General features: G+C 44.8%; 15 protein-coding genes. 7 read left to right on the top strand and 8 right to left on the bottom strand.

The window, feature by feature from the left end:
* Positions 1–48 precede the first annotated feature (48 nt).
* The 3 genes from ACQY73_RS15495 to ACQY73_RS15485 all read right to left on the bottom strand — a co-directional run bounded on the left by ACQY73_RS15495 (position 49) and on the right by ACQY73_RS15485 (position 5,259).
* Positions 49–2,493: a ribonucleoside-diphosphate reductase subunit alpha gene (locus ACQY73_RS15495; protein ID WP_428667655.1), complete on the bottom strand. Its 2,445-nt coding sequence runs from the start codon at positions 2,491–2,493 to the stop codon at positions 49–51.
* Positions 2,494–2,936: 443 nt separating this feature from the next.
* Positions 2,937–4,133 carry a molybdopterin molybdotransferase MoeA gene (locus tag ACQY73_RS15490; RefSeq protein WP_428667653.1) on the bottom strand — a complete coding sequence of 399 codons (1,197 nt, stop codon included), beginning with the start codon at positions 4,131–4,133 and terminating at the stop codon, positions 2,937–2,939.
* Positions 4,134–4,137: 4 nt separating this feature from the next.
* Complete coding sequence (locus tag ACQY73_RS15485) at positions 4,138–5,259, bottom strand: XdhC family protein (RefSeq protein ID WP_428667651.1); 1,122 nt, start codon at positions 5,257–5,259, stop codon at positions 4,138–4,140.
* A 129-nt stretch (positions 5,260–5,388) separates the two neighbouring features.
* Here ACQY73_RS15485 and ACQY73_RS15480 point away from each other — a divergent pair, with 129 nt between their 5' ends.
* Both ACQY73_RS15480 and ACQY73_RS15475 read left to right on the top strand, forming a co-directional pair.
* Positions 5,389–5,976 carry a TIGR00730 family Rossman fold protein gene (locus ACQY73_RS15480; protein ID WP_428667649.1) on the top strand — a complete coding sequence of 196 codons (588 nt, stop codon included), beginning with the start codon at positions 5,389–5,391 and terminating at the stop codon, positions 5,974–5,976.
* A gap of 85 nt (positions 5,977–6,061) precedes the next feature.
* A complete protein-coding gene (locus ACQY73_RS15475) occupies positions 6,062–7,525 on the top strand; it encodes a UDP-N-acetylmuramoyl-L-alanyl-D-glutamate--2,6-diaminopimelate ligase (protein ID WP_428667647.1) in 1,464 nt (487 codons plus the stop codon).
* 111 nt (positions 7,526–7,636) lie between these two features.
* Here ACQY73_RS15475 and ACQY73_RS15470 read toward each other — a convergent pair whose 3' ends face one another.
* From ACQY73_RS15470 to ACQY73_RS15460, 3 genes are read right to left on the bottom strand one after another with little or no spacing between them, the layout of a single operon-like run.
* Complete coding sequence (locus ACQY73_RS15470) at positions 7,637–8,365, bottom strand: LytR/AlgR family response regulator transcription factor (protein ID WP_428667645.1); 729 nt, start codon at positions 8,363–8,365, stop codon at positions 7,637–7,639.
* The gene (locus tag ACQY73_RS15465; RefSeq protein ID WP_428667643.1) at positions 8,362–9,387 is read right to left on the bottom strand and encodes a sensor histidine kinase; all 1,026 of its coding nucleotides are present in this window, start codon (positions 9,385–9,387) and stop codon (positions 8,362–8,364) included. The genes ACQY73_RS15470 and ACQY73_RS15465 overlap by 4 nt, the downstream gene beginning before the upstream one ends.
* Before the next feature lie 5 nt (positions 9,388–9,392).
* Positions 9,393–10,460 (bottom strand): DUF4932 domain-containing protein, encoded by a 1,068-nt coding sequence (locus ACQY73_RS15460; RefSeq protein ID WP_428667641.1) that lies wholly within the window; start codon positions 10,458–10,460, stop codon positions 9,393–9,395.
* Positions 10,461–10,882: 422 nt separating this feature from the next.
* Between ACQY73_RS15460 and ACQY73_RS15455 the strand changes: the two genes are divergently transcribed.
* From ACQY73_RS15455 to ACQY73_RS15445, 3 genes are all read left to right on the top strand, one after another.
* On the top strand, positions 10,883–13,870 hold the full coding sequence (locus tag ACQY73_RS15455) for an FAD-binding and (Fe-S)-binding domain-containing protein (RefSeq protein WP_428667639.1): 2,988 nt from the start codon (positions 10,883–10,885) through the stop codon (positions 13,868–13,870).
* Between the two features lie 307 nt (positions 13,871–14,177).
* Positions 14,178–15,074 carry a 1,4-dihydroxy-2-naphthoate polyprenyltransferase gene (locus ACQY73_RS15450; RefSeq protein ID WP_428667637.1) on the top strand — a complete coding sequence of 299 codons (897 nt, stop codon included), beginning with the start codon at positions 14,178–14,180 and terminating at the stop codon, positions 15,072–15,074.
* A gap of 109 nt (positions 15,075–15,183) precedes the next feature.
* The gene (locus ACQY73_RS15445) at positions 15,184–16,524 is read left to right on the top strand and encodes a tetratricopeptide repeat protein (RefSeq protein WP_428667635.1); all 1,341 of its coding nucleotides are present in this window, start codon (positions 15,184–15,186) and stop codon (positions 16,522–16,524) included.
* Positions 16,525–16,598: 74 nt separating this feature from the next.
* Here ACQY73_RS15445 and ACQY73_RS15440 read toward each other — a convergent pair whose 3' ends face one another.
* Positions 16,599–17,369, bottom strand: a complete 771-nt coding sequence (locus tag ACQY73_RS15440; RefSeq protein ID WP_428667633.1) for an AMP nucleosidase — start codon at positions 17,367–17,369, stop codon at positions 16,599–16,601.
* Between the two features lie 82 nt (positions 17,370–17,451).
* Here ACQY73_RS15440 and ACQY73_RS15435 point away from each other — a divergent pair, with 82 nt between their 5' ends.
* Positions 17,452–17,898: a type I restriction enzyme HsdR N-terminal domain-containing protein gene (locus ACQY73_RS15435; protein WP_428667631.1), complete on the top strand. Its 447-nt coding sequence runs from the start codon at positions 17,452–17,454 to the stop codon at positions 17,896–17,898.
* Positions 17,899–17,902: 4 nt separating this feature from the next.
* On the opposite strand, the gene ACQY73_RS15430 is transcribed toward ACQY73_RS15435, so the two are convergent.
* A complete protein-coding gene (locus ACQY73_RS15430; RefSeq protein WP_428667629.1) occupies positions 17,903–19,522 on the bottom strand; it encodes a CotH kinase family protein in 1,620 nt (539 codons plus the stop codon).
* Positions 19,523–19,707: 185 nt separating this feature from the next.
* On the opposite strand from ACQY73_RS15430, the gene ACQY73_RS15425 reads away from it, so the two are divergent.
* Complete coding sequence (locus ACQY73_RS15425) at positions 19,708–20,169, top strand: ubiquinol-cytochrome c reductase iron-sulfur subunit (RefSeq protein ID WP_428667627.1); 462 nt, start codon at positions 19,708–19,710, stop codon at positions 20,167–20,169.
* The last annotated feature ends 2 nt before the right edge of the window (positions 20,170–20,171 follow it).

Below are 20,171 nucleotides of genomic sequence, written 5' to 3'. Positions count from 1 at the left end.
AAAGATACAACGATTGATTACCTGCCGAGATGCTATTGTGAACACGAATTACTTCTCGCCTTCAGGACCTTGATTTGGTTGATCAAGTGCGTACTGAGTATCAGACTGACTGTCGCGGGCGGCGGCTTGAGGCGCATGCTCCTGAGCGTACTTTTCGTAGTTCAACTCTTTTTCGGCAACTGTCGTAGTAACCGGCTCAAGAATAGCTTCCGCGTTTTTCTCTACCGTGATCTTAACTGCATCAACAGCTGCTTGTGTACGCAGGTAATACATACCCGTTTTGAGTCCTTTTTTCCAAGCGTAGAAGTGCATGGATGTCAATTTGCCGTAGTTGGCATTGTCCATGAAAATATTCAGTGACTGAGACTGACAGATGTAAGCCCCTCTGTCGGCAGCCATGTCTACAATGGTCTTTTGTTTGATCTCCCACGCCGTTTTGTACAGTTCTTTGAGATGCGAAGGCACTTCGTCAATTTTTTGTACCGAACCGTTGTGAGCCATGAGTTTATTTTTCATGGAGTCATTCCACAAATTCTCTTTCACCAGATCCTTCAAAAGGTACTTGTTTACCACAATAAACTCGCCCGACAACACTCGACGAACGTAAAGATTGGAAGTGAACGGCTCAAAACACTCGTTATTTCCTAAAATCTGGCTGGTCGAAGCCGTCGGCATTGGCGCCAAAAGAAGTGAATTGCGTACGCCGAATTTCACCACATCCTTGCGCAATTGTTCCCAGTTCCAACGTCCGCTCTTAGGATTGGTGTTCCACATGTCAAATTGGAATATACCCTGTGAGATCGGTGAACCTTTCCATGTTTCGTACGGTCCCTGTGTTTTTGCCAATTCCATTGAAGCGGTCATGGCACCGCAGTAGATAGTTTCATGAATATCTTCGTTGAGACGACGTGCTTCTTCCGATTCGAAAGGCATGCGCATCATCAAAAATGCATCGGCAAGTCCCTGAATACCAATCCCGATGGGGCGGTGACGCTTGTTGCTGCGTTCTGCTTCCGGAACAGGATAGTAATTGAGATCAATGATCTTATTAAGGTTTTTCGTAACCACTTTCGTGATGTCGAAAAGTTTCTCGTGGTTGAAATGGAAAAATCCGTCGGTTCCCTGCTCCACAAATTTAGGCAATGAAAGCGAGGCCAGGTTACAAACTGCCACTTCGTCAGGAGAGGTATATTCCATGATTTCGGTACATAAGTTCGACGACTTGATGGTACCCAAATTCTTCTGGTTTGATTTACGGTTGGCGTGGTCTTTGTAAAGCATGTACGGCGTTCCGGTTTCGATTTGGGACTCCATAATGGCAAACCAAAGATCTTGCGCTTTGATGGTTTTGCGCGCTTTTCCTTCACGCTCGTATTTTTCGTACAATTGCTCAAATTCATCGCCGTAAGTATCCGCTAATCCCGGACACTCGTGCGGACACAGCAATGACCAAGTATCATTGGCTTCTACGCGTTTCATGAACAAATCAGGAATCCACATAGCGTAGAATAAGTCACGGGCACGAAGTTCTTCTTTGCCGTGGTTACGCTTCAAGTCCAAAAACTCAAAAATATCAGCATGCCAAGGCTCCAAATAGATAGCGAAAGAACCTTTACGCTTGCCGCCTCCCTGATCTACGTAGCGAGCGGTATCGTTAAATACGCGCAGCATCGGCACAATACCGTTGGAAGTACCGTTGGTACCTTTGATGTAGCTACCCGTGGCGCGAATATTATGAATGCTCAAGCCAATGCCGCCCGCCGATTGTGAGATCAACGCACATTGTTTAAGCGTATCATAGATTCCGTCGATGCTATCGTCTTTCATCGTCAGCAGGAAGCAGCTCGACATTTGAGGCTTAGGAGTACCGGCGTTGAAAAGCGTAGGAGTAGCGTGTGTAAACCAACGTTCCGAAAGGAGGTTATACGTCTCAATAACGGAATCAATATCGTCTAAGTGAATACCAACAGCCACGCGCATCAGCATGTGCTGAGGGCGCTCGGCAATTTTACCGTTCACTTTTAGTAAGTATGATTTTTCAAGTGTTTTATAACCAAAATAATCGTAACCGTAGTCACGGTCGTAGATAATTGTCGAATCTAATAATGCAGCGTGTTTACGAATAATATCGTGTGCTTCTTTCGAAATAAGCGAGGCATTTTCTCCCGTTTTAGGATCAGTGTACGTATAAAGCTGCTTCATGGTCGCTGAAAATGATTTCAGCGTGTTTTTGTGTAGGTTTGAAATAGCGATACGGGCTGCCAGAATTGCATAGTCCGGGTGCTTGGTGGTCATGGAAGCGGCCGTTTCAGCAGCCAGAACATCCAGCTCTGCGGTTGTGACGCCATCGTAGATACCGGCAACTACTTTTTTGGCTACTTCAATCGGTTGAACGTAGAGAGCGTCTAAACCATAGCACAGCTTTTCGATGCGTGAGGTGATTTTGTCAAACTTGACCGATTCACGGCGGCCATCACGTTTTATAACATACATAGAGTTAAATAATTATATGGGGTTTCAATACCTTGTTTTTACTCTTTCAAAAAATATACAGCAATCCTGCGGGAATGGTATTTATTCCGGGTACTTCTCAAAACGTTAGGTATAGTTTGCGAAAATACGAATCTTTCCTGTCTCTCTACAACTCGACTTGCTTCGTAGGCAGAGAGGAAATTTGAAAAATATAATCGCGACGTGATATTAAGAAATCGTTAACAAATTTGCCCTTAGTGGGTTACGCTAAAGACTTACAGTTTTAGGTTCGTCGAAAATTTATACGAAAAATTTTTCTTGATTTTTTTACTCGAACTTTCATGACTGTAATTGAACAATTAGGAGGATTTGTTTACAATTGTAAACAAAGAATTTGACCCCGCAAAATTTTCAGGAGACTTTTTTTGAATTATTTATCCAATGGTATCTATTAAAAATCATATTCAATAGTCATATCGCCATATTGGGAATATTTCTCCTTTACGAAACTCATTTCTTTCTTGAGGTAATTCTAAAAAGCCTTGAGTATCAGTTAGGTTAACAAAATCTCCTGAGCCATGACCCGTCAATGGGCGTGCCATTAATGTTGCTCCTTCCAAATAAATCTGTACCTGAAGGAAGTATGTAAGTGGCGAATTATATACGTAATCGTCACTAAGAGAGGCATAGCCGTTGTCCATTGGGGCTATTCCCAATGACTTGCGCAGCCAAGGAATAAAATACCGTCGGGCGCACAGAAAGGACGAAACGGGATTGCCGGGCAGTGCAAAAACGACGTTGTTGCCTTTTCGGCCAAACCAAAACGGTTTGCCGGGTTGCTGACTCAGCTTATGAAAATATTTTTCAACGCCTTCGGCTTCCAGGGCTTTGGGGATGTAATCTTTCTTGCCCTGCGATACTCCGCCGCACAGGATCAGTACATCGTATTGTGTCAGCGCCTTTCGAATGACTTGTTGAGTGGCAGACAAATCATCATGAATATGGATAAAATCGGCGGTGATCTGATACTCTTTCAACAGCGTAGCAATGCAGTGAATGTTCGAACTGCGAATTTGATGGGGAAGGGGCGTTTGCTCCACCGCCACCAATTCGTCGCCCGACGTAATAATGACAACGGAAGGCAGTTTTCTGACAGGTACCTGAGCCGCCCCGATACCGGCGGCGATCGCAATGGCCGGCGGACCCAAAAGCGTATAAGGTGGCAGGATAGGTGCGCCTGCTTTGCGGTCTTCTCCTTGGTAATGCACATTTTGCCCTTCCTTTACAGTAGTGGTAAGATGAGCTGTGCCATTTTTGATCGTAAGATCTTCGTACCGAATGACCAAGTTGGTATTGATGGGCAACATGGCACCCGTCATGACCTCAATGCAGGCAGTGGGGTCGGAGAGGGTATGCTGCGACTCGCCGGCGGTTTGAGTGCTTTCGATTCGAAAATCCCGTTGACCATTTACATAACTCTGCCACTGAATGGCAATGCCATCCATCGTGACGCGGTCAAAGGGAGGGAAATCGCGGTCAGCTACAAGTGGTTCTGCCAACACCCGTCGGTTGGCGTCAGTGAAAGGTATATGTTCGGTACCGTAGTCGATACTGTTTTCTAAAATGATGCGGGTTGCTTCGGCAACGGGAGTTAATTCCATAAGATCAATCTCTTTCGTGAATGGGAGTAGTACGCAGGCGCAGGGCGGCGCCATTGCGGTCGGAAAATACGGCCCGAATTTCGGCGATGATAGAAAGCGCAATTTCTTCGGGTGAAATAGCGCCTATGTCCAGACCGACGGGCGCGTGGATGCGTTCTAAGTCTGTTTGTGAAATTTCAATTCCTTCCTGCGAAAGTTCATCCAGTATTTTTTCGGAGCGGACGCGCGGACCCAACATACCAATATAGGCAGCCTTTGTTTTGAGTACTTTCGGTAAATTATACTTATCGGTTTTGAAATCATGTGACATTAAAATAATGGCGGTATGTTCATCAATTAAAATGGTTTCGAAGTCGGCGGGAGTAACGATTTCATCGGCAACAGCACTCAACTTTTGCATGATTTTTTGCGGATTGGCCACCACCGTAGCTCGCCACCCGATCTCTTTGACCAGCCGAGTGAGGGGGAGCACATCGTATTGATGCCCCATTAATACGAGATGAACTTCAGGCGGAAGGATCTCGATAAAAATTTCCAATTCACGCCCGTCCGAAAGTTCAAACGTTGCCGGTCTTGAGCGTCCTTTTTGGGTAAAATTCTGAATACTCTTTTCAATTTTTGCCTCCAACTCCGCATCTTCAAACACATTCAGGCTTTCCTGCCCGGTATAACGAAGCATATTACCCGCTCTTAAGCCATTATATTCATCTTCCAAGCCGATGATGGTCAATAAAATATGCGTTTGCCGGCGTTCGGCCCTGCAGCTTTTCAGGATTTCGACAGCATTGTTGGGATTGCCGATTTCCAATGGAGAAAGCAGTACATCAATCACTCCGTGACAGCCCAATCCTACGCCGATCTGATGTTGGTCGTCTTCGGTTGTATCATAGGTTACTAAGCTGGGTTGAGCCTTGGCCATGGCCAATCGGGCGCGTTTGAGCGCATCACCTTCCAGGCAACCGCCGCTGATTCCACCCACCCATATGCCATCGTCTGTAACAAGCATGCGCGCTCCTGTGCGGCGGTACGAGGAACCTTCCACACGTACCACGGTGGCAATGGCCGCTTTGGTTTTTTCGGGGTTGAGGAGGTTGTAAGCGTTGATGATTGCTTTCAGCTCTTTCATGCTTTTGTTAAAATCTATATGTATCGATTCACAACAAAAATAGATTATTCGTTCCTTTTGGCAATGACTGTCGTTAGCATTGGTCAAATTCGTTCCCGATATTTGCGCCCAAAAGCTTATTTTCCGAACATGAAATCGATCGTTGTATATTGTGGCTCCAACGCGGGCAAGCGTCCCGAATATCTCCAATTGGCTACTGAAGTGGGTCTGGCAATGGCCAAACGAGGCATTAATCTGGTGTATGGCGGTGGAAACTTGGGACTAATGGGAGCCGTAGCCGACGGAACATTGGCCGGCGGCGCGCAGGTAACGGGAATCATTCCTAATTTTTTGGCCAAACTGGAAGTAGCGCACCAAACGCTGACCGAAATTCATTTTGTGGAAACCATGCACGAGCGCAAAGCTAAGATGGTGTCACTTTCGGATGGGGTCATCAATTTGCCGGGCGGCTATGGTACACTCGATGAAATGTTTGAAATTTTGGCGTGGGCGCAGTTGAAGATATTCCACGGGCCGGTAGGTGTACTTAATTACAACGGTTTTTACGATCACCTTTTAGCCCACATGGAAGTAATGGTGGAAGAAGGATTTCTTAAACCTGAAAACCGTGATCTGCTCATTGTTGCCGATAACATTGAGACGTTATTGGATAAAATGATGGCTTTTGAACGGAAAGAAAGCACGTTGGAATTGAAGAATATTCAGCAGGAGAAGTAAGTTATCAGTGCGGTTGGTTTCTCAAAACCAACCAAGAGGATTCTTAAATCCTCGTTTTCTCAAAACAAAAGAACGTAAATTTTATATGTCAAAGACGCTTCAGGAGATATTGGCGGGTGTTCCGATCATTTCTATCATCGGAAATACAGATATAGAATTAAAAAGTATTGAATTTGATTCGCGGAAAGTAGCCGGTGGATCGTTGTTTGTGGCCCAAAAAGGTACGCAGGTGGATGGCCATCAGTTCATTCCGAAAGTGTTGGAAATGGGTGCTGCCGCCATTTTGTGCGAACAGCTTCCTTCCGAACTGAACGATGGCATCGCCTACATTCATGTGGCCGATTCGGCCCGTACGATGGGGTTGATGGCGGCCAAATTTTACGATAATCCTTCTTCAAAACTTAAATTGGTCGGAGTAACAGGCACCAACGGCAAGACGTCAACCGTGACGCTCTTATTTAAATTGTTCCGCCAATTGGGCTACCGCGTTGGGTTGCTGTCAACGGTGCAAAATCAGATTGACGACGACGTCATTGCTTCCACCCATACTACTCCCGATTCGGTCAAGATCAATGAATTGTTGGCCGAAATGGTTCGACGCGGTTGTACGCATTGTTTTATGGAAGTAAGCTCCCACGCCGTTGTGCAGGAGCGCATTGCGGGGCTGCTTTTCTCGGGAGGGATTTTTACTAACATTACCCATGACCACCTCGACTTTCACAAAACGTTTGACAATTACATCAAAGCCAAAAAAGGGTTCTTTGACCAATTGCCGAAATATGCTTTTGCGCTTGTCAATATCGACGACCGCCGTGGCGGCGTGATGGTACAAAATACAGTGGCCCGCAAAGAAACATATTCACTCCAAACCGTTGCCACTTTCAAAGGTAAGCTTCTTGCAGATAGCCTTTTCGGTCTTCAAATGGAGATTGATGGGAAAGAAGTATGGTTTAAACTGATCGGTAAGTTCAACGCTTACAATCTGTTAGGTGTTTATGGCGCGGCTTTGTTGTTGGGAGAAGACGTTGAGCAGGTACTCACGGCGTTGTCGGCGATTACACCGCCACCCGGTCGTTTTGAGCAAGTGGTAAGTGCAGATGCCGTGGTCGGAATTGTGGATTACGCTCATACACCCGATGCCTTGCAAAATGTGTTGGAAACCATCAGCGAACTTCGGGAAGGTGATCAACAGGTAATTACGGTGGTGGGTTGTGGGGGCAATCGCGATGCAACCAAACGCCCTGAAATGGCACGAATTGCCGGGGAGTTGAGTAGTAAAGTGATTCTAACCTCTGATAATCCGCGTAACGAAGAACCGATGGCGATTTTGGAGCAGATGGAAGTAGGAATATCGCCCGTAGATTATAAAAAAATGAAGGTCATTGAAGATCGTCGTCAGGCCATTCGCTATGCGGTGTCATTGGCGCAGCCGCACGATATTATTTTGGTGGCGGGAAAAGGCCACGAAACCTATCAGGAGATCAAAGGCATCAAGCATCATTTTGACGACCGCGAAGAATTGAGAGAGGCATTTGAGGCGAAGGCGTAAATCCGTGCCAAATTTTAGATTTTCGGGTACATTAGATGAGACTTTCCAAGTTTTTCCGGTAAACTATTACTCCTCAATATGTTTTAAAACTTGGAAAGTCTATTTGCACAATTATTTCCCTTCGATCAACTGATAGAATTCCTTCAAATAACTGTCGCCAACGGGAATGATATGCTTTTGAATGTAAATACGTTGACGCTCAATGGATTCGATTTTCTCCAACGCCACGATATATGATTTGTGTACCCGAAAAAAGCGCGGCGCGGGCAGTGTCTCTTCCATTTTTTTCATGGTTTGAAGACTCAAAATTCGCTCGTTTGCGGTGTAAATGGAGACATAATCTTTCAAACCTTCCACCAGTAAAACATCCGAAAGGTTAATTTTAACGATCTTGTATTCAGTCTTCACAAAGATAAAATCAGACGATTTCGTGTCGGTTTTCAGGGTATCACTTTTCTCGCTGACGGGAAAAGGTAAGTTAGGATTGAAGCGTGTCTGCGCTTTCCGGACCGCCGTTAAAAATCGCTCGAAGGAAATGGGTTTCAGCAAATAATCAACTACATCGTACTCATAACCGTCGAGCGCATATTGTTGGTAAGCAGTGGTCAAAATGGATTGGCAACGCCCGTTGACAACCCGTAAAAATTGAAGTCCCGTCAAATCCGGCATTTGAATATCCACAAAGGCCAAGTCAATTTTATCCTGTTGAATGAGCGCCAGCGCATCAAGAGCTTTGTGGCAAGTGGCGACCAGTTCTAAGCCCGGAACTTTGCGGATATAATCGGCCAAAATATCCAGCGCAAGCGGTTCATCATCAAGGACAAGGCAACGGAGTGTCATAACATTAGATTCAATTCGCAACGATAGTGATCGAGAGCGTCTTCGATGTCGAGACTGTACCGATCTTTATACAACAAATCTAACCGTCGTTTGACATTTTGCAAGCCAATACCGCCTTCTTCGGCTTTGTTTTGGCGACTTTTTCGATTCCTGACTTCCAGATGCAAATTTTGCTGATTGACCATAATAACAATGCTTAACGGGAATTGAGCATCAGAAACCTCTCCGTGTTTGAAGGCATTTTCTACAAAAGCGATCAGTAAAAGCGGCGCAATGCGCAGGCCTTCCACTTGGCCCAATATGTCAAAATCAATGAATTGAGGGCCATGATAACGGAGTCTTTGTAAGGCTGTAAAGTTTTGTAAGTACTTGATTTCCTTGTTCAAATCTACTTTTTCTTCGTTACTTTCATAAAGCATATAACGCATCATTTCGGAAAGCTTCATCACGGCATCGGGAGCGGTATCTGCTTTTTTGTAGACAAGTGAATAAATATTATTGAGGGTATTGAAAAGAAAGTGCGGATTGATTTGACTTTTCAAAAACGCCAATTCCGCCGCCTGTTTTTCCTGCGTGACCTGTTGGCGGATAAAAAATTCATCAATGGCTTTAAAAACAAAACTGATCAAAACCGGCAACAGCGAATTGCGGAGATTGTCGGTAAAATAATACAGCGGCGGAATGTCTACTCGGTAATTCCTAACCCCGATGGTTTGAGGTAAAATAACTTCTTCCACCCCAAAACGGATCAGGGTGTGAAGAATGTAAATAAGCAAAATTAAGATTATCCCTAATCCATAACGCCGTTGGTTGAATGTCCAATTGAGGCTGAAAAGGCACAAATAAGTGGTAAAAAAGGTACGCAGATAATGTGAAATTCCGAGCGGATGCAACAATTCCCGCATGACCGAGCTCCATGTAAAACTCATGTTGGAATGTTCGGCAACGTCTTTCAGGTTAGTGGTCAGAAAATAGATCGCCCAAAAAAGAACATGAAGCAGGATTTTCCGTTGGCGGGGCATGTTTATTACTTTTCTGCAAGATATCTCTTTTTCAAGTTCGCCAAAATCTGCGGGAAAAAGGCTTCAAAATCGGCGTATTTTTGACGATTGGGTAAGTATTCATTGATCAACATTTCTTCTACATCTTTTACATACACAAATCCCTGCGCGATCTCTTTGCAGAGCGCACGCTCGTATTTGTCGGGAGATAAATTTTGATGCTGTAACGCTGTCGAAATGGCGCGTACCAAAGTTTCGTCAAAGCAATGCGGCCACTCTTTCACCTGTCGTTGAAGAGATTCTTTGACGTCGTCGTCGAGGCGTTCCCAGAGTGGACTGAGTTCTTCGATTTCTTTTTTGTACTGTTTTTGGAGATCGTTGGTCAATACATGGCTGCCTTCGTGCCAAGTCAGATCGTACTTAAGAAAATTGGTGATCTTATAACGCGGATACTCGTCGGGTTTTGTGGCCGACCAATAGCCCTGTTGGTAAATGATCATTCCCTCCAGTGCCGGGTTAACCATTTTAGGGATCACGGCATGAGCGCCATTGGCATTAAGTACATCCAACGCAATGTACCATTTCACTGATTTTCGTTTGCCGTAAAAAGCTTCCAGTTTCTCAATGATTTGGTCTTTCTGAATCGCTTCGCGAATGGGCTGCCCCCACGCGGCATATTGATCTCTGTGCGTATCATAAAATTGCTGAAAATTTGATTTTCGGTAAAAGTCAAGCGCTTGCTCCATGAAAATACGAACGCTGTCACGGCTTTTCATGACTCTTTCCCAAACGGCAGGTACATGCTGAATGACAGGATTGTCGGGTAACTTCCCCAACGCAAATCCCAATTCATGAATGTCATAATAATACCAACTGCGATTTCGTGCGGCTACTACGGCGGGATGATTTTCGTAAGGCTTAAAATAGGTTTTGACATCGGTAGCGTACTGAGAAGGCGTCGTATTGGTTTTACCTGCCATGCAATGAATGACCGCAAACAGCTCCATCCCCGAATGAACTCCAACGGTCAGTTCTGTTTGGGCAATGGCAGATAGTACAAAAAATGAAAAAAGAAAGCTTAAAAGTGTTTTCATAGCTGAGGTAAATTGTAAGTGAAAATGGATGCTCAAAACTGAAGTATATTAAATAAAAATCCGCCCCTAATCGTCAAACCAGCTATTTCTCCCGACCAAGCGGTTAACGGACATTGAAAAACAAAATGGACCACTTGACCCGAAAAGAGGGAATAACTATCGATTTTTCGATAATATGTCAGTAGCGTTAATAAAAATGAAAAATTACGAGACTATTTTTCAAGCCTAAAACTATTTGAGCCTGTTGGTCGTTTATGTGTTATATCTGTTTTTGCAAAAGCTCCGCTCTCTACAAAGCGGAGCTTTTATTTTTTACTGCCTGTTGCGTTGAGCGTGGCGATCGGGCCCTTCTAAAATCAAATTAGCATAACAAAGGGAGAGGTCGTAAATTTGTGCTTTCGCTGATTTTCGAAAGCTTACCAATGATTAACCTACCACTTGCTGAATTAGCTCAACGCCTCAAAGGCGAACTTTACTACGACAGTACCATGCGAACGCTCTACGCCACTGATGCGTCGGCGTACCGCGAAATGCCACAGGCCGTGGCTATTCCAAAAGACATTGATGATCTTAAAACGTTGATCGCTTTTGCGCGTGAAAACCGCACTTCACTTATACCGCGTACTGCCGGGACATCGTTGGCCGGGCAGGTTGTTGGAAACGGCATTGTAGTGGATGTGTCGCGTACGTTTACTAAGATATTGGAAATCAATGCCGAAGAACATTGGGTGCGGGTGCAGCCGGGCGTGATACGTGATGAGCTTAATATGGCGCTCAAGCCATACGGCCTATACTTCGGCCCCGAAACTTCAACCGCCAACCGGGCTATGATCGGCGGCATGGTGGGAAATAATTCATGTGGGTCTAATTCGGTTGTTTATGGTTCCACGCGCGAGCATTTATTAGAAGTAAAGGCTTTATTGGCTGATGGAAGCGAGGTTACCTTCGGGTCAACTCCCACCCCGGCCCTCCCCCTGTTAGGAGAGGGAGGCTCGTCGGGATTTGCAATCCCGACGGATAGAAAGTCAGATTTAGAATCCGAGATATATCGTAAAACGTTTGAAATCCTTTCCAATCCTGAAAATCAGGCCGAGATCCGGAAGAATTTTCCGAAGAAATCCATTGAGCGCCGGAATACGGGCTATGCGCTGGATATGTTGTTGGATTGTCAACCATTTACGGAGGAAGGGCCTGAGTTTAACATGTGCCGTTTGATTGCAGGTTCAGAAGGAACACTTTGTTTCCTGACCGAAATAAAATTGAACATCATTCCGCCACCACCCAAAGCGCAGGGATTGGTGTGTGCGCATTTCAATACAGTTGACGAGGCGCTACGCTCTACCATTACGGCGCTTAAATACAAGCCGCAGGCGGTAGAATTAATTGATAATTACATTCTGGAATGTGCCGCTGAAAATCCGGAACAAAGCAAAAATGCCTTCTTTGTGCAGCGAAAAGCAGATGGCTCTTTTCCCATTATTTTGGTGGTTGATGTATCACAAAATACCAAAGAAGAGGTAGAAAAAGTAGCGGCAGAACTGATAAAAGATTTCAAAAGTGAGGGCATCGGATTTCATTATCCTTTGTTGCACGCCGATGATACAAAGAAAATATGGACGCTCCGTAAAGCAGGTTTGGGGCTTTTGGCCAACTTACCGGGCGACGAAAAAGCCGTAGCCGTTATTGAAGATACGGCGGTGGATGTCTATGATCAACCCGCTTACATTCGTGATTTTAACGAGATTCTGCACAAAAACGGAATGTCGGCTGTGCATTATGCCCACGCCGGTTCGGGAGAGATTCACCTGCGGCCTATTATAAATTTGAAAACCAAAGAAGGGCACGCGCAGTTTCGGATGATCGCGGAAGAGATTGCAACGTTGGTTAAGAAATACGACGGCTCGCTGTCGGGTGAGCATGGCGACGGCCGTTTGCGCGGTGAGTTTATTCCGCAGATGGTGGGGGCCAAAAACTACGAATTGTTTAAAGAAATCAAGCGTACTTGGGACCCGTACACTATCTTCAACCCGGGCAAGATCGTCGATACAGCTCCGATGGATACCTTCCTGCGGTATGAAGCAGACCAACAAACGCCCGAGTTTAAAACCTATTTTCGTTACCCTGACCAAAATGTATTGCAGCACGCCGAGCAATGCAACGGTTCCGGTGATTGTCGGAAAACGCAGCTCAGCGGCGGGACGATGTGCCCAAGTTTTATGGCGACGCGCAACGAAAAAGATACTACGCGGGCAAGAGCCAATGTATTGCGCGAATTTTTGACCCGTTCTGACAAAGCTAATCGTTTTGATCATAAGGAGGTCAAAGAAGTATATGACCTGTGTTTGGCATGCAAAGGTTGCAAAGGCGAGTGCCCTTCCAACGTAGATGTAGCAAAGCTGAAAATGGAGTTTTTGCAGCAATACTATGATAGCAACGGCGTTCCGATGCGGTCGTGGCTGGTGGGTAATTTCTCCAAAATGACAGGCATTGCCAGCTACGTTCCTTGGGCTTATAATTTAATTTTCAAGAATGCTCCCCTGCGACGTATCGCCAATCAAGTGGTTGGTTTTCATCCTGATCGGACAATGCCGTTGCTGCACGGCACTACTTTGAAATCATGGTTTAAAAAACACACCACAGAACCGAAAAATGTTCGGTCCGCCGATGCGGCGTCTCTAAAAAATCGGATTTATTTATTCTGTGATGAATTTACGAATTATAATGACGTAGAAATCGGCAAGAAAGCCATTCTGCTTTTAGAAAAACTGGGTTATGAGGTTATCATCCCTGACCATGCCCCTAGCGCTCGTCCACAGTTGTCGAAAGGCTTATTAAAAGACGCTAAAAAAATTGCCGAGCAAAATGTACAAATGCTCAAAGATTTAATAACCGATCAAACACCGTTAGTGGGAATTGAACCGTCAGCTATTTTAACTTTTCGCGATGAATATCCCGATCTGGTCAGCGAAGAGTTGATGGAAGCCGCGCAACAGTTGGCTAAAAATGCCTTACAGTTCGACGAATTCATTGCCCGTGAAATGGACGCCAAACGCATTACAAGTGCGCAATTTACGACTGTTGCTAAAAAGATAAAATTACACGGCCACTGTCAACAGAAGGCAATTGCTTCAATGGTACCGACGAAGAAAATGCTTTCGCTGCCCAAAAATTACGAAGTAACCCTTATTCCAAGCGGATGTTGCGGTATGGCGGGAAGTTTCGGATACGAAAAAGAACATTACGATCTGTCAATGAAAATCGGCGAATTGGTCTTGTTTCCAACCGTTCGCAATCAGCCCGAAGAAGTACTTATTGCGGCGCCGGGAACAAGTTGTCGTCATCAGATACACGATGGTACGGGAAAGACAGCTTTGCATCCCGTGGAGATTTTGTGGGAGGCTTTGGCCTAAAAAAACGTCGGCGAGGCTCAAAGCCTCGCCGACGTTCATTCGTTCGAATAGTATAAAAACAAAAAATGGCAAACCGAGAATCTCACCGCTACGACCACCTACCCTTGCTTCGGTCAAGACCTGGGGGATTCAGCAGGAGCTGGTAGTTCCGATTTGCCGGTGCAAAATTAGGAAATTGTGAACAACGCGCCAAAAAGTGAAGCAGAATTGTTAAGAGATAATTGGTAAGTGTTTGATAAATAAGATTTTAAAATTAAATAAAACGGCACTTTTGGGGCCGTCGGATGTAAAAAAGAGGAACAAACGAATGAAACCTTGGATTGAAGCGGCACGTTTGAGGACGTTGCCATTGGCCTTGTCGAGTATATTAATGGGCTGTTTTTTGGCGGCAGCACATGAAAAATTCAGTTGGATCATTGCCATCTTGGCCGTTGTAACTACCATTTGTTTGCAGGTACTTTCCAATTTTGCCAATGATTACGGCGACGCCGTCAATGGAAAAGATACCGAAGCCCGTCAGGGGCCGCAGCGGGCGGTGCATTCGGGAGCTATTTCTGCGGGAGCAATGCGAAAAGCCATCATTATTTTTTCACTCCTGTCGTTAGTAAGCGGCATTTGGCTTTTATACGAAGCCCTCAAAGACGCTACTTGGCATACGTTTGCAGCTTTTTTGGGATTGGGAGTGTTATCTATCATTGCCGCCATCACTTATACAGCGGGCAAGCGCCCTTATGGTTATGAGGGTTTGGGTGATTTATCCGTCTTTATCTTTTTTGGTTGGGTTGGTGTATTGGGTGTTTATTATTTACATACCAAAACGTTAGATTGGACATTGCTGTTGCCTGCTACAAGCTGTGGTTTATTCGCGGTTGGGGTCTTAAACATCAATAATATTCGAGACATTGAGTCGGATACATTGACCGGCAAGCGTTCAGTGCCCGTTCGAATCGGGCGCGAGCGTGCGATTGTTTACCATTGGCTTTTGCTGGGTATAGGAATGGTCTGCAGTATTTTGTATTTACTTATTCACTCCGGAACTTTATCTCAATGGCTTTTTGTGCTGAGTTTTCCGTTATTCATTCGTAATGGATTAGCGGTAAGCCGTTTGAAAAACCCGCGCGAATTGGACCCCTATTTAAAGCAGATGGCTTTGTCAACGCTTGTTTTTGTAGTGCTTTTCGGAATAGGATATTGGATTGGTTAGTATGTCGTTTATCGTAAAATAATTTTACCGGCAAGTTGGCAAGCCGTTTAAAATTAGGTAGTTTTGGCGGCTAAATCCCATGTTCATCTACTATTTTCCTGTTTGTGTAATGAAGAAATACACTTTTTTATTATTTGTTTTTGCCACCTTTTTGGCAATGCCTACTGTGTTGAAAGCTCAAAAAACCGCTGCGGAGTATTTTGAAGAAGGAGTGAATAAGAGCAAAGCGGGAGATTTTATGGCGGCATTGCAGGCTTTCAACGTAGCCATTACGATGAGCCCCGAAAACGCGCCGAGCTATTATAACCGTGCCATGGCCAAAGCCAATTTGAAAGATAACCGTGGCGCTATTTTAGATTTTGACCGTTCTATTGAACTTAATCCTAAGTATTCGGACGCCTATTTATACCGTGGCATCAGCAAGGCGAAACAAGACGATTATCGTTCGGCCATTCAGGATTTTTCACGGTCTATTGAACTCAATCCGGATGACTCTCAGGGATATTTGCAACGAGGCATTAACCGCGCCCGTCTTGAAAATTTCAGAGGAGCATTGCAGGATTTGAATCGTACGGTTGAGTTGGAACCAAACAATGCCGGAGCGCTCTATACGCGAGGAAACGTAAAACTTAAACTCGACGATTTTACCAGTGCTCTGGCTGACTATTCGAGAGTCATTGATCTGACACCTAAAAGCGCTTCCGCTTACGCAGGAAGAGGGTATTCGCGCCTTAAATTGAATGATTTTAACGGGGCCGTGGCTGATTATTCCAAGGCAATCGAACTGAAGCCCGATGATTCAGAATCATTTTACAGCAGAGGGTTTTCCAGAAGTAAACTGGAAAAATACGAAGAGGCCATTGCTGATTTTGACCAAGCCATTACGCTCGACCCACAAAACCACCGAGCTTATTACGGACGCGGATTTTGCAAAAGTAAATTAGGCAGTCAACGTGAAGCGATCACCGATTTAAACAAAGCTGTTGATATCAATAATACGCCAACAGATGCGAAAGTGGTATACGCAGGAAAAATTACGCGTACTATTTTAGATGATTTGAGAGGGGCAGTGCAGGAACGTAACAAAATCAACGAGCTCTCGTCCGAGCGTTCAGAAGCATTATTTGTAAGAGGAGTTGGCAAAAATAAGCAGGGAGATGCTAAAGGAGCGATCATTGACCTGAACAGAGCCATTGAATTAAACCCCACTTACTACGAAGCGTATTTTACGCGTGGAATGGTAAAGTCAGCGATGGGAGATCAACGCGGTGCGGTGCTGGATTGTTCAAGTGCTGTCAAACTGAATCCTAAATATGCCGAAGCTTATTATGTGCGCGGCTTGATCAAGCATAGCCTCGGCGATGAGAACGGCGGTTGCATGGATCTTTCGAAAGCAGGTGAGTTGGGTTATACGCAGGCTTACAAAGTAATCAGTGATTATTGCAATTAAGATTCTATAGATAAAAGATAAAAGCGCAGTCGGTATGCCGGCTGCGCTTTTGTATTAATGACGTAACAGATTTGTTATTCGAAGCGCAAGTGTTTTACCGATTCACCCGAATTGGCCAACTCGATGAGTGAATCAATGCCTATTTGCAAATGGCGTTCTACAAATAGAGACGTTACTTTCTTGTCGCTTTCCTCGGTTTTTACTCCCTCCGGCACCAGAGGGTTATCAGATACCAACAACAATGCTCCGTGCGGTATTTGATTGACGAAACCAACCGTAAAGATAGTGGCCGTTTCCATGTCGATGGCCATCGTGCGGATTTCGCGTAAGTAATCTTTGAATACTTCGTCATGTTCCCAAATACGGCGATTGGTCGTGTATACAGTACCTGTCCAATAATCCAGTTCGTGTTGTTTTATTACGGAAGAGACCGCCCGTTGCAACCGAAACGACGGGAGCGCAGGGATTTCGGGCCGCATATAATCATTGCTGGTTCCTTCGCCGCGAATGGCAGCAATAGGAAGCACCAGATCGCCGATCTGGGTCTTTTTTAATCCCCCGCATTTTCCTAAAAACAAAACGGCTTTAGGGTTTACGGCCGACAACAGGTCCATGACCGTGGCCGCCATGGCGCTTCCCATGCCGAAATTAATGATGGTGATATTATTGGCCGTAGCCGTTTGCATCGCGCGACTTTTCCCCTGAATTTCTACGCTATACTTCTCGGAAAACATCTGTACGTAATTGATGAAATTGGTCAACAGGATGTATTCTCCGAAAGATTCAAGCGGGGTACCCGTATAGCGGGGCAGCCAATTTTCTACGATTTCTTCTTTGGTTTTCATTATTTTTGTTGTTGATTTTTGGGAGGAATAGGTTAAAAAAAAGATTTGTAAGAATCAACGCCCTTACAAATCCCCGCAGAAGATGGTACAATTAAACTTGCCCGCCTTTGAGTACAAAGTTACAAAAATTGGCGGAAAACCATACATTTTCGACATCATACGTCGTAAGTACATTATGATCACGCCCGAAGAATGGGTGCGTCAACATGTGCTGCATTGGCTGATGGGAGAGCACCGATTTCCGAAAGCGCTCATTCGGACCGAAAGCGGATTGAGCTATCATCAATTGGCTAAACGCACCGATATCCTGATCTATGATCGGGAGGGACTGCCCTTTTTACTGGTTGAGTGCAAGGCGCCCCATATTTCATTGACCGACTTAGTGTTTGAACAGGCGATTCGCTATAATTCCATCCTGAAAGCCCGTTATGTATTGATAAGCAATGGGTTGGAGTACTTTGTGTTTGAAGTAAAAGAAGGACAGGCATTCCTGCTGGAAACCATTCCTTACTATGCCATCATTGACTAATGAATCACCGTTTCATCATTTTTTTCTGAATCACTTCCTTAGGAGTATGAACGCGTAAAATATACATGCCCGATGGCCCTGCAACCGGTAGGTAAATTTCGTTGACAGTATGTTCCAGAAAATGCAGTTTGGTGTCAAGCAGCTTACCGTTTATATCAAAAACTTCCGTCAAAATTTCCATCGGACGCGGTGTTTTCACCACCACTCGGGCTTGTTCTGAAAAAGGGTTTGGGGCTATTTCAACGGTAGTTTCGGTTGCGATGCCGGGCTCTGTGGCGGTCAAAGTGCCGGGCATAGAAGCATCCAACCAGGTCAGACGTTGCGCCAGCCAATTTTTCAACTCAATGATTTCGCCTACCCAACTGGAGGCAATCGGGCGAGGATTAGGCCAAACATAGATTCCTAAAATGAGCCAACGTTGAAAATTTCGGTATTGTGCTTGCTGTAAAGTCGTGGATAATGAGTCGATATAGGCATTTAGACGCTCAGTTTTCCAAGGCCCGGCGCGCATGCGTTTGTACTCACTGTTGACGTTGCTGACAAAATAAGGGTCTTCGAGCATTCGCTTCCATTGAAAGGGCATTTGCCAACCATCATCCGGGCATACGTCGCCGAAAAGATAAGCCCAACCATAGGTTTGAACACCTTCACAGTATTCGACATTGCCAAAAGCCAAGTCATAATCCCAAGCGGGTCCGGCTTTTATTTTTCCTTTTTTGCTGTCCCGTTCCTTATTAAAAAATGTACTGATACGGTACCCATCCACGTTTTTAGAAGTTTCATTGACCAGAAACATCTGCGCAAATGAAAGCGGATCAAAATAGCGCCGGTAGCCATTGACCGAATCACGAAATGTTGAACCGTTAAGCGTAGCTTCGGCAGTCTCAACATAGTTTTGAAGATAGAGCTTCTGTTGGCTCGTCATTTCATCAAACTTCGGATAGTCATATAAATAATAAGTTCGCTGACCGCGCGAGGATTTTAAAGGAGGAATTTTAGAATACCAACCGGCACTTCCTCCCGTAGTTTTGTCTATTTTAAAGATATATCCGCCCGTAACGGCATCACCGGTGTTATCTGTGTTGGCCATTTTGGTGATTCCAAGTCGCCCGTTACTGCGTTTTATCTTTTCCATCAACACATACACGCCTTCGTATTTGCCGTTCACGACCACTTCTACGTATTGGGTTCGGCTGGCGTACATGCCTAAGTCGTTGGCCATTTTCATGGCCAAAACGTTGTGCATGAGGCTTTTTTCGTTGTAGGAGGCAAACAATATCCAATCTTCGTTTTTGGGCATCCCAAAAAGGGCTACTTCTTTGTTTTCCCCTTTTTCGTCCCGTAATTCAAAACCGTATGATTTTTTTGGAAACTGTTGCGAAGAAGAACCGCGATATTCAATCCCTGCAAAACCATCATACACATTGGGTGCGTCGGTGAGGGAAGTAGTTTTAGTAGCCCCGTTGTAGATAATCTTCATCTTGACGGTGGTTTTAGGCTCATCAACAATGGTACGTCCTTCGGTATCTATAACAACGATCGGTAAATTGGTAGAAGAGAAGTTTTGGGCATAAATAATGTTCCATAACGACAAACAACAGCACAAGCCAATCAATTTTTTCATTTTCACAATCTTTTTTGTAGCCTTACGTTTCCATAGGGAATTAGTGGATAAATTTAAGAAAACAAACTCTCGCTTGTTGAAATAATACCGGTTTTTATTGGAAATAAGTAATTGCCAAGTGCTCCAAAACCAAGAAAAAGCTATTTTCAGTAAGTAAACAGTGAATTTATAAACCTCATTGACACATGATTACGAAAGAAAACTCAGTTACGATGGACCGTAAGGAATTTTTTAAATTGGTTGGGATAAGTGTAGGTGCCATTGTATTACAGCAGTGTTTGTCAGGATGCAGTACGGGAGGTAAGGATGATCCAACACCGGTGGATGAAACCCCAACGGGTGATTTTACGATCAATGTTAACGATGCAAATTATACCGCGCTGCGTACCGCCGGCGGATACATACGTTACAAAGGAATCATTATTGCACACACGTTGCAGGGAGCGTATATTGCAGTTTCTCAGACTTGTACCCACGAAGGAACGGCCGTTAACTATGTAAGCTCGAACAGCACTTTTTTGTGTCCGAATCACGGTTCGGTTTTTACAGAAAGAGGAGCCGTTCAAACAGGCCCGGCCACTAAGCCGCTAACGGCGTATAAAACAACTTTTGATGCCTCTACCGGTGCGATTGCGGTCATTGTTTAAAA

The sequence above is a fragment of the Runella sp. genome (genome assembly GCF_965279615.1).
GTDB lineage: Bacteria > Bacteroidota > Bacteroidia > Cytophagales > Spirosomataceae > Runella.
This window is presented reverse-complemented; position numbering and strand designations above follow the sequence as displayed.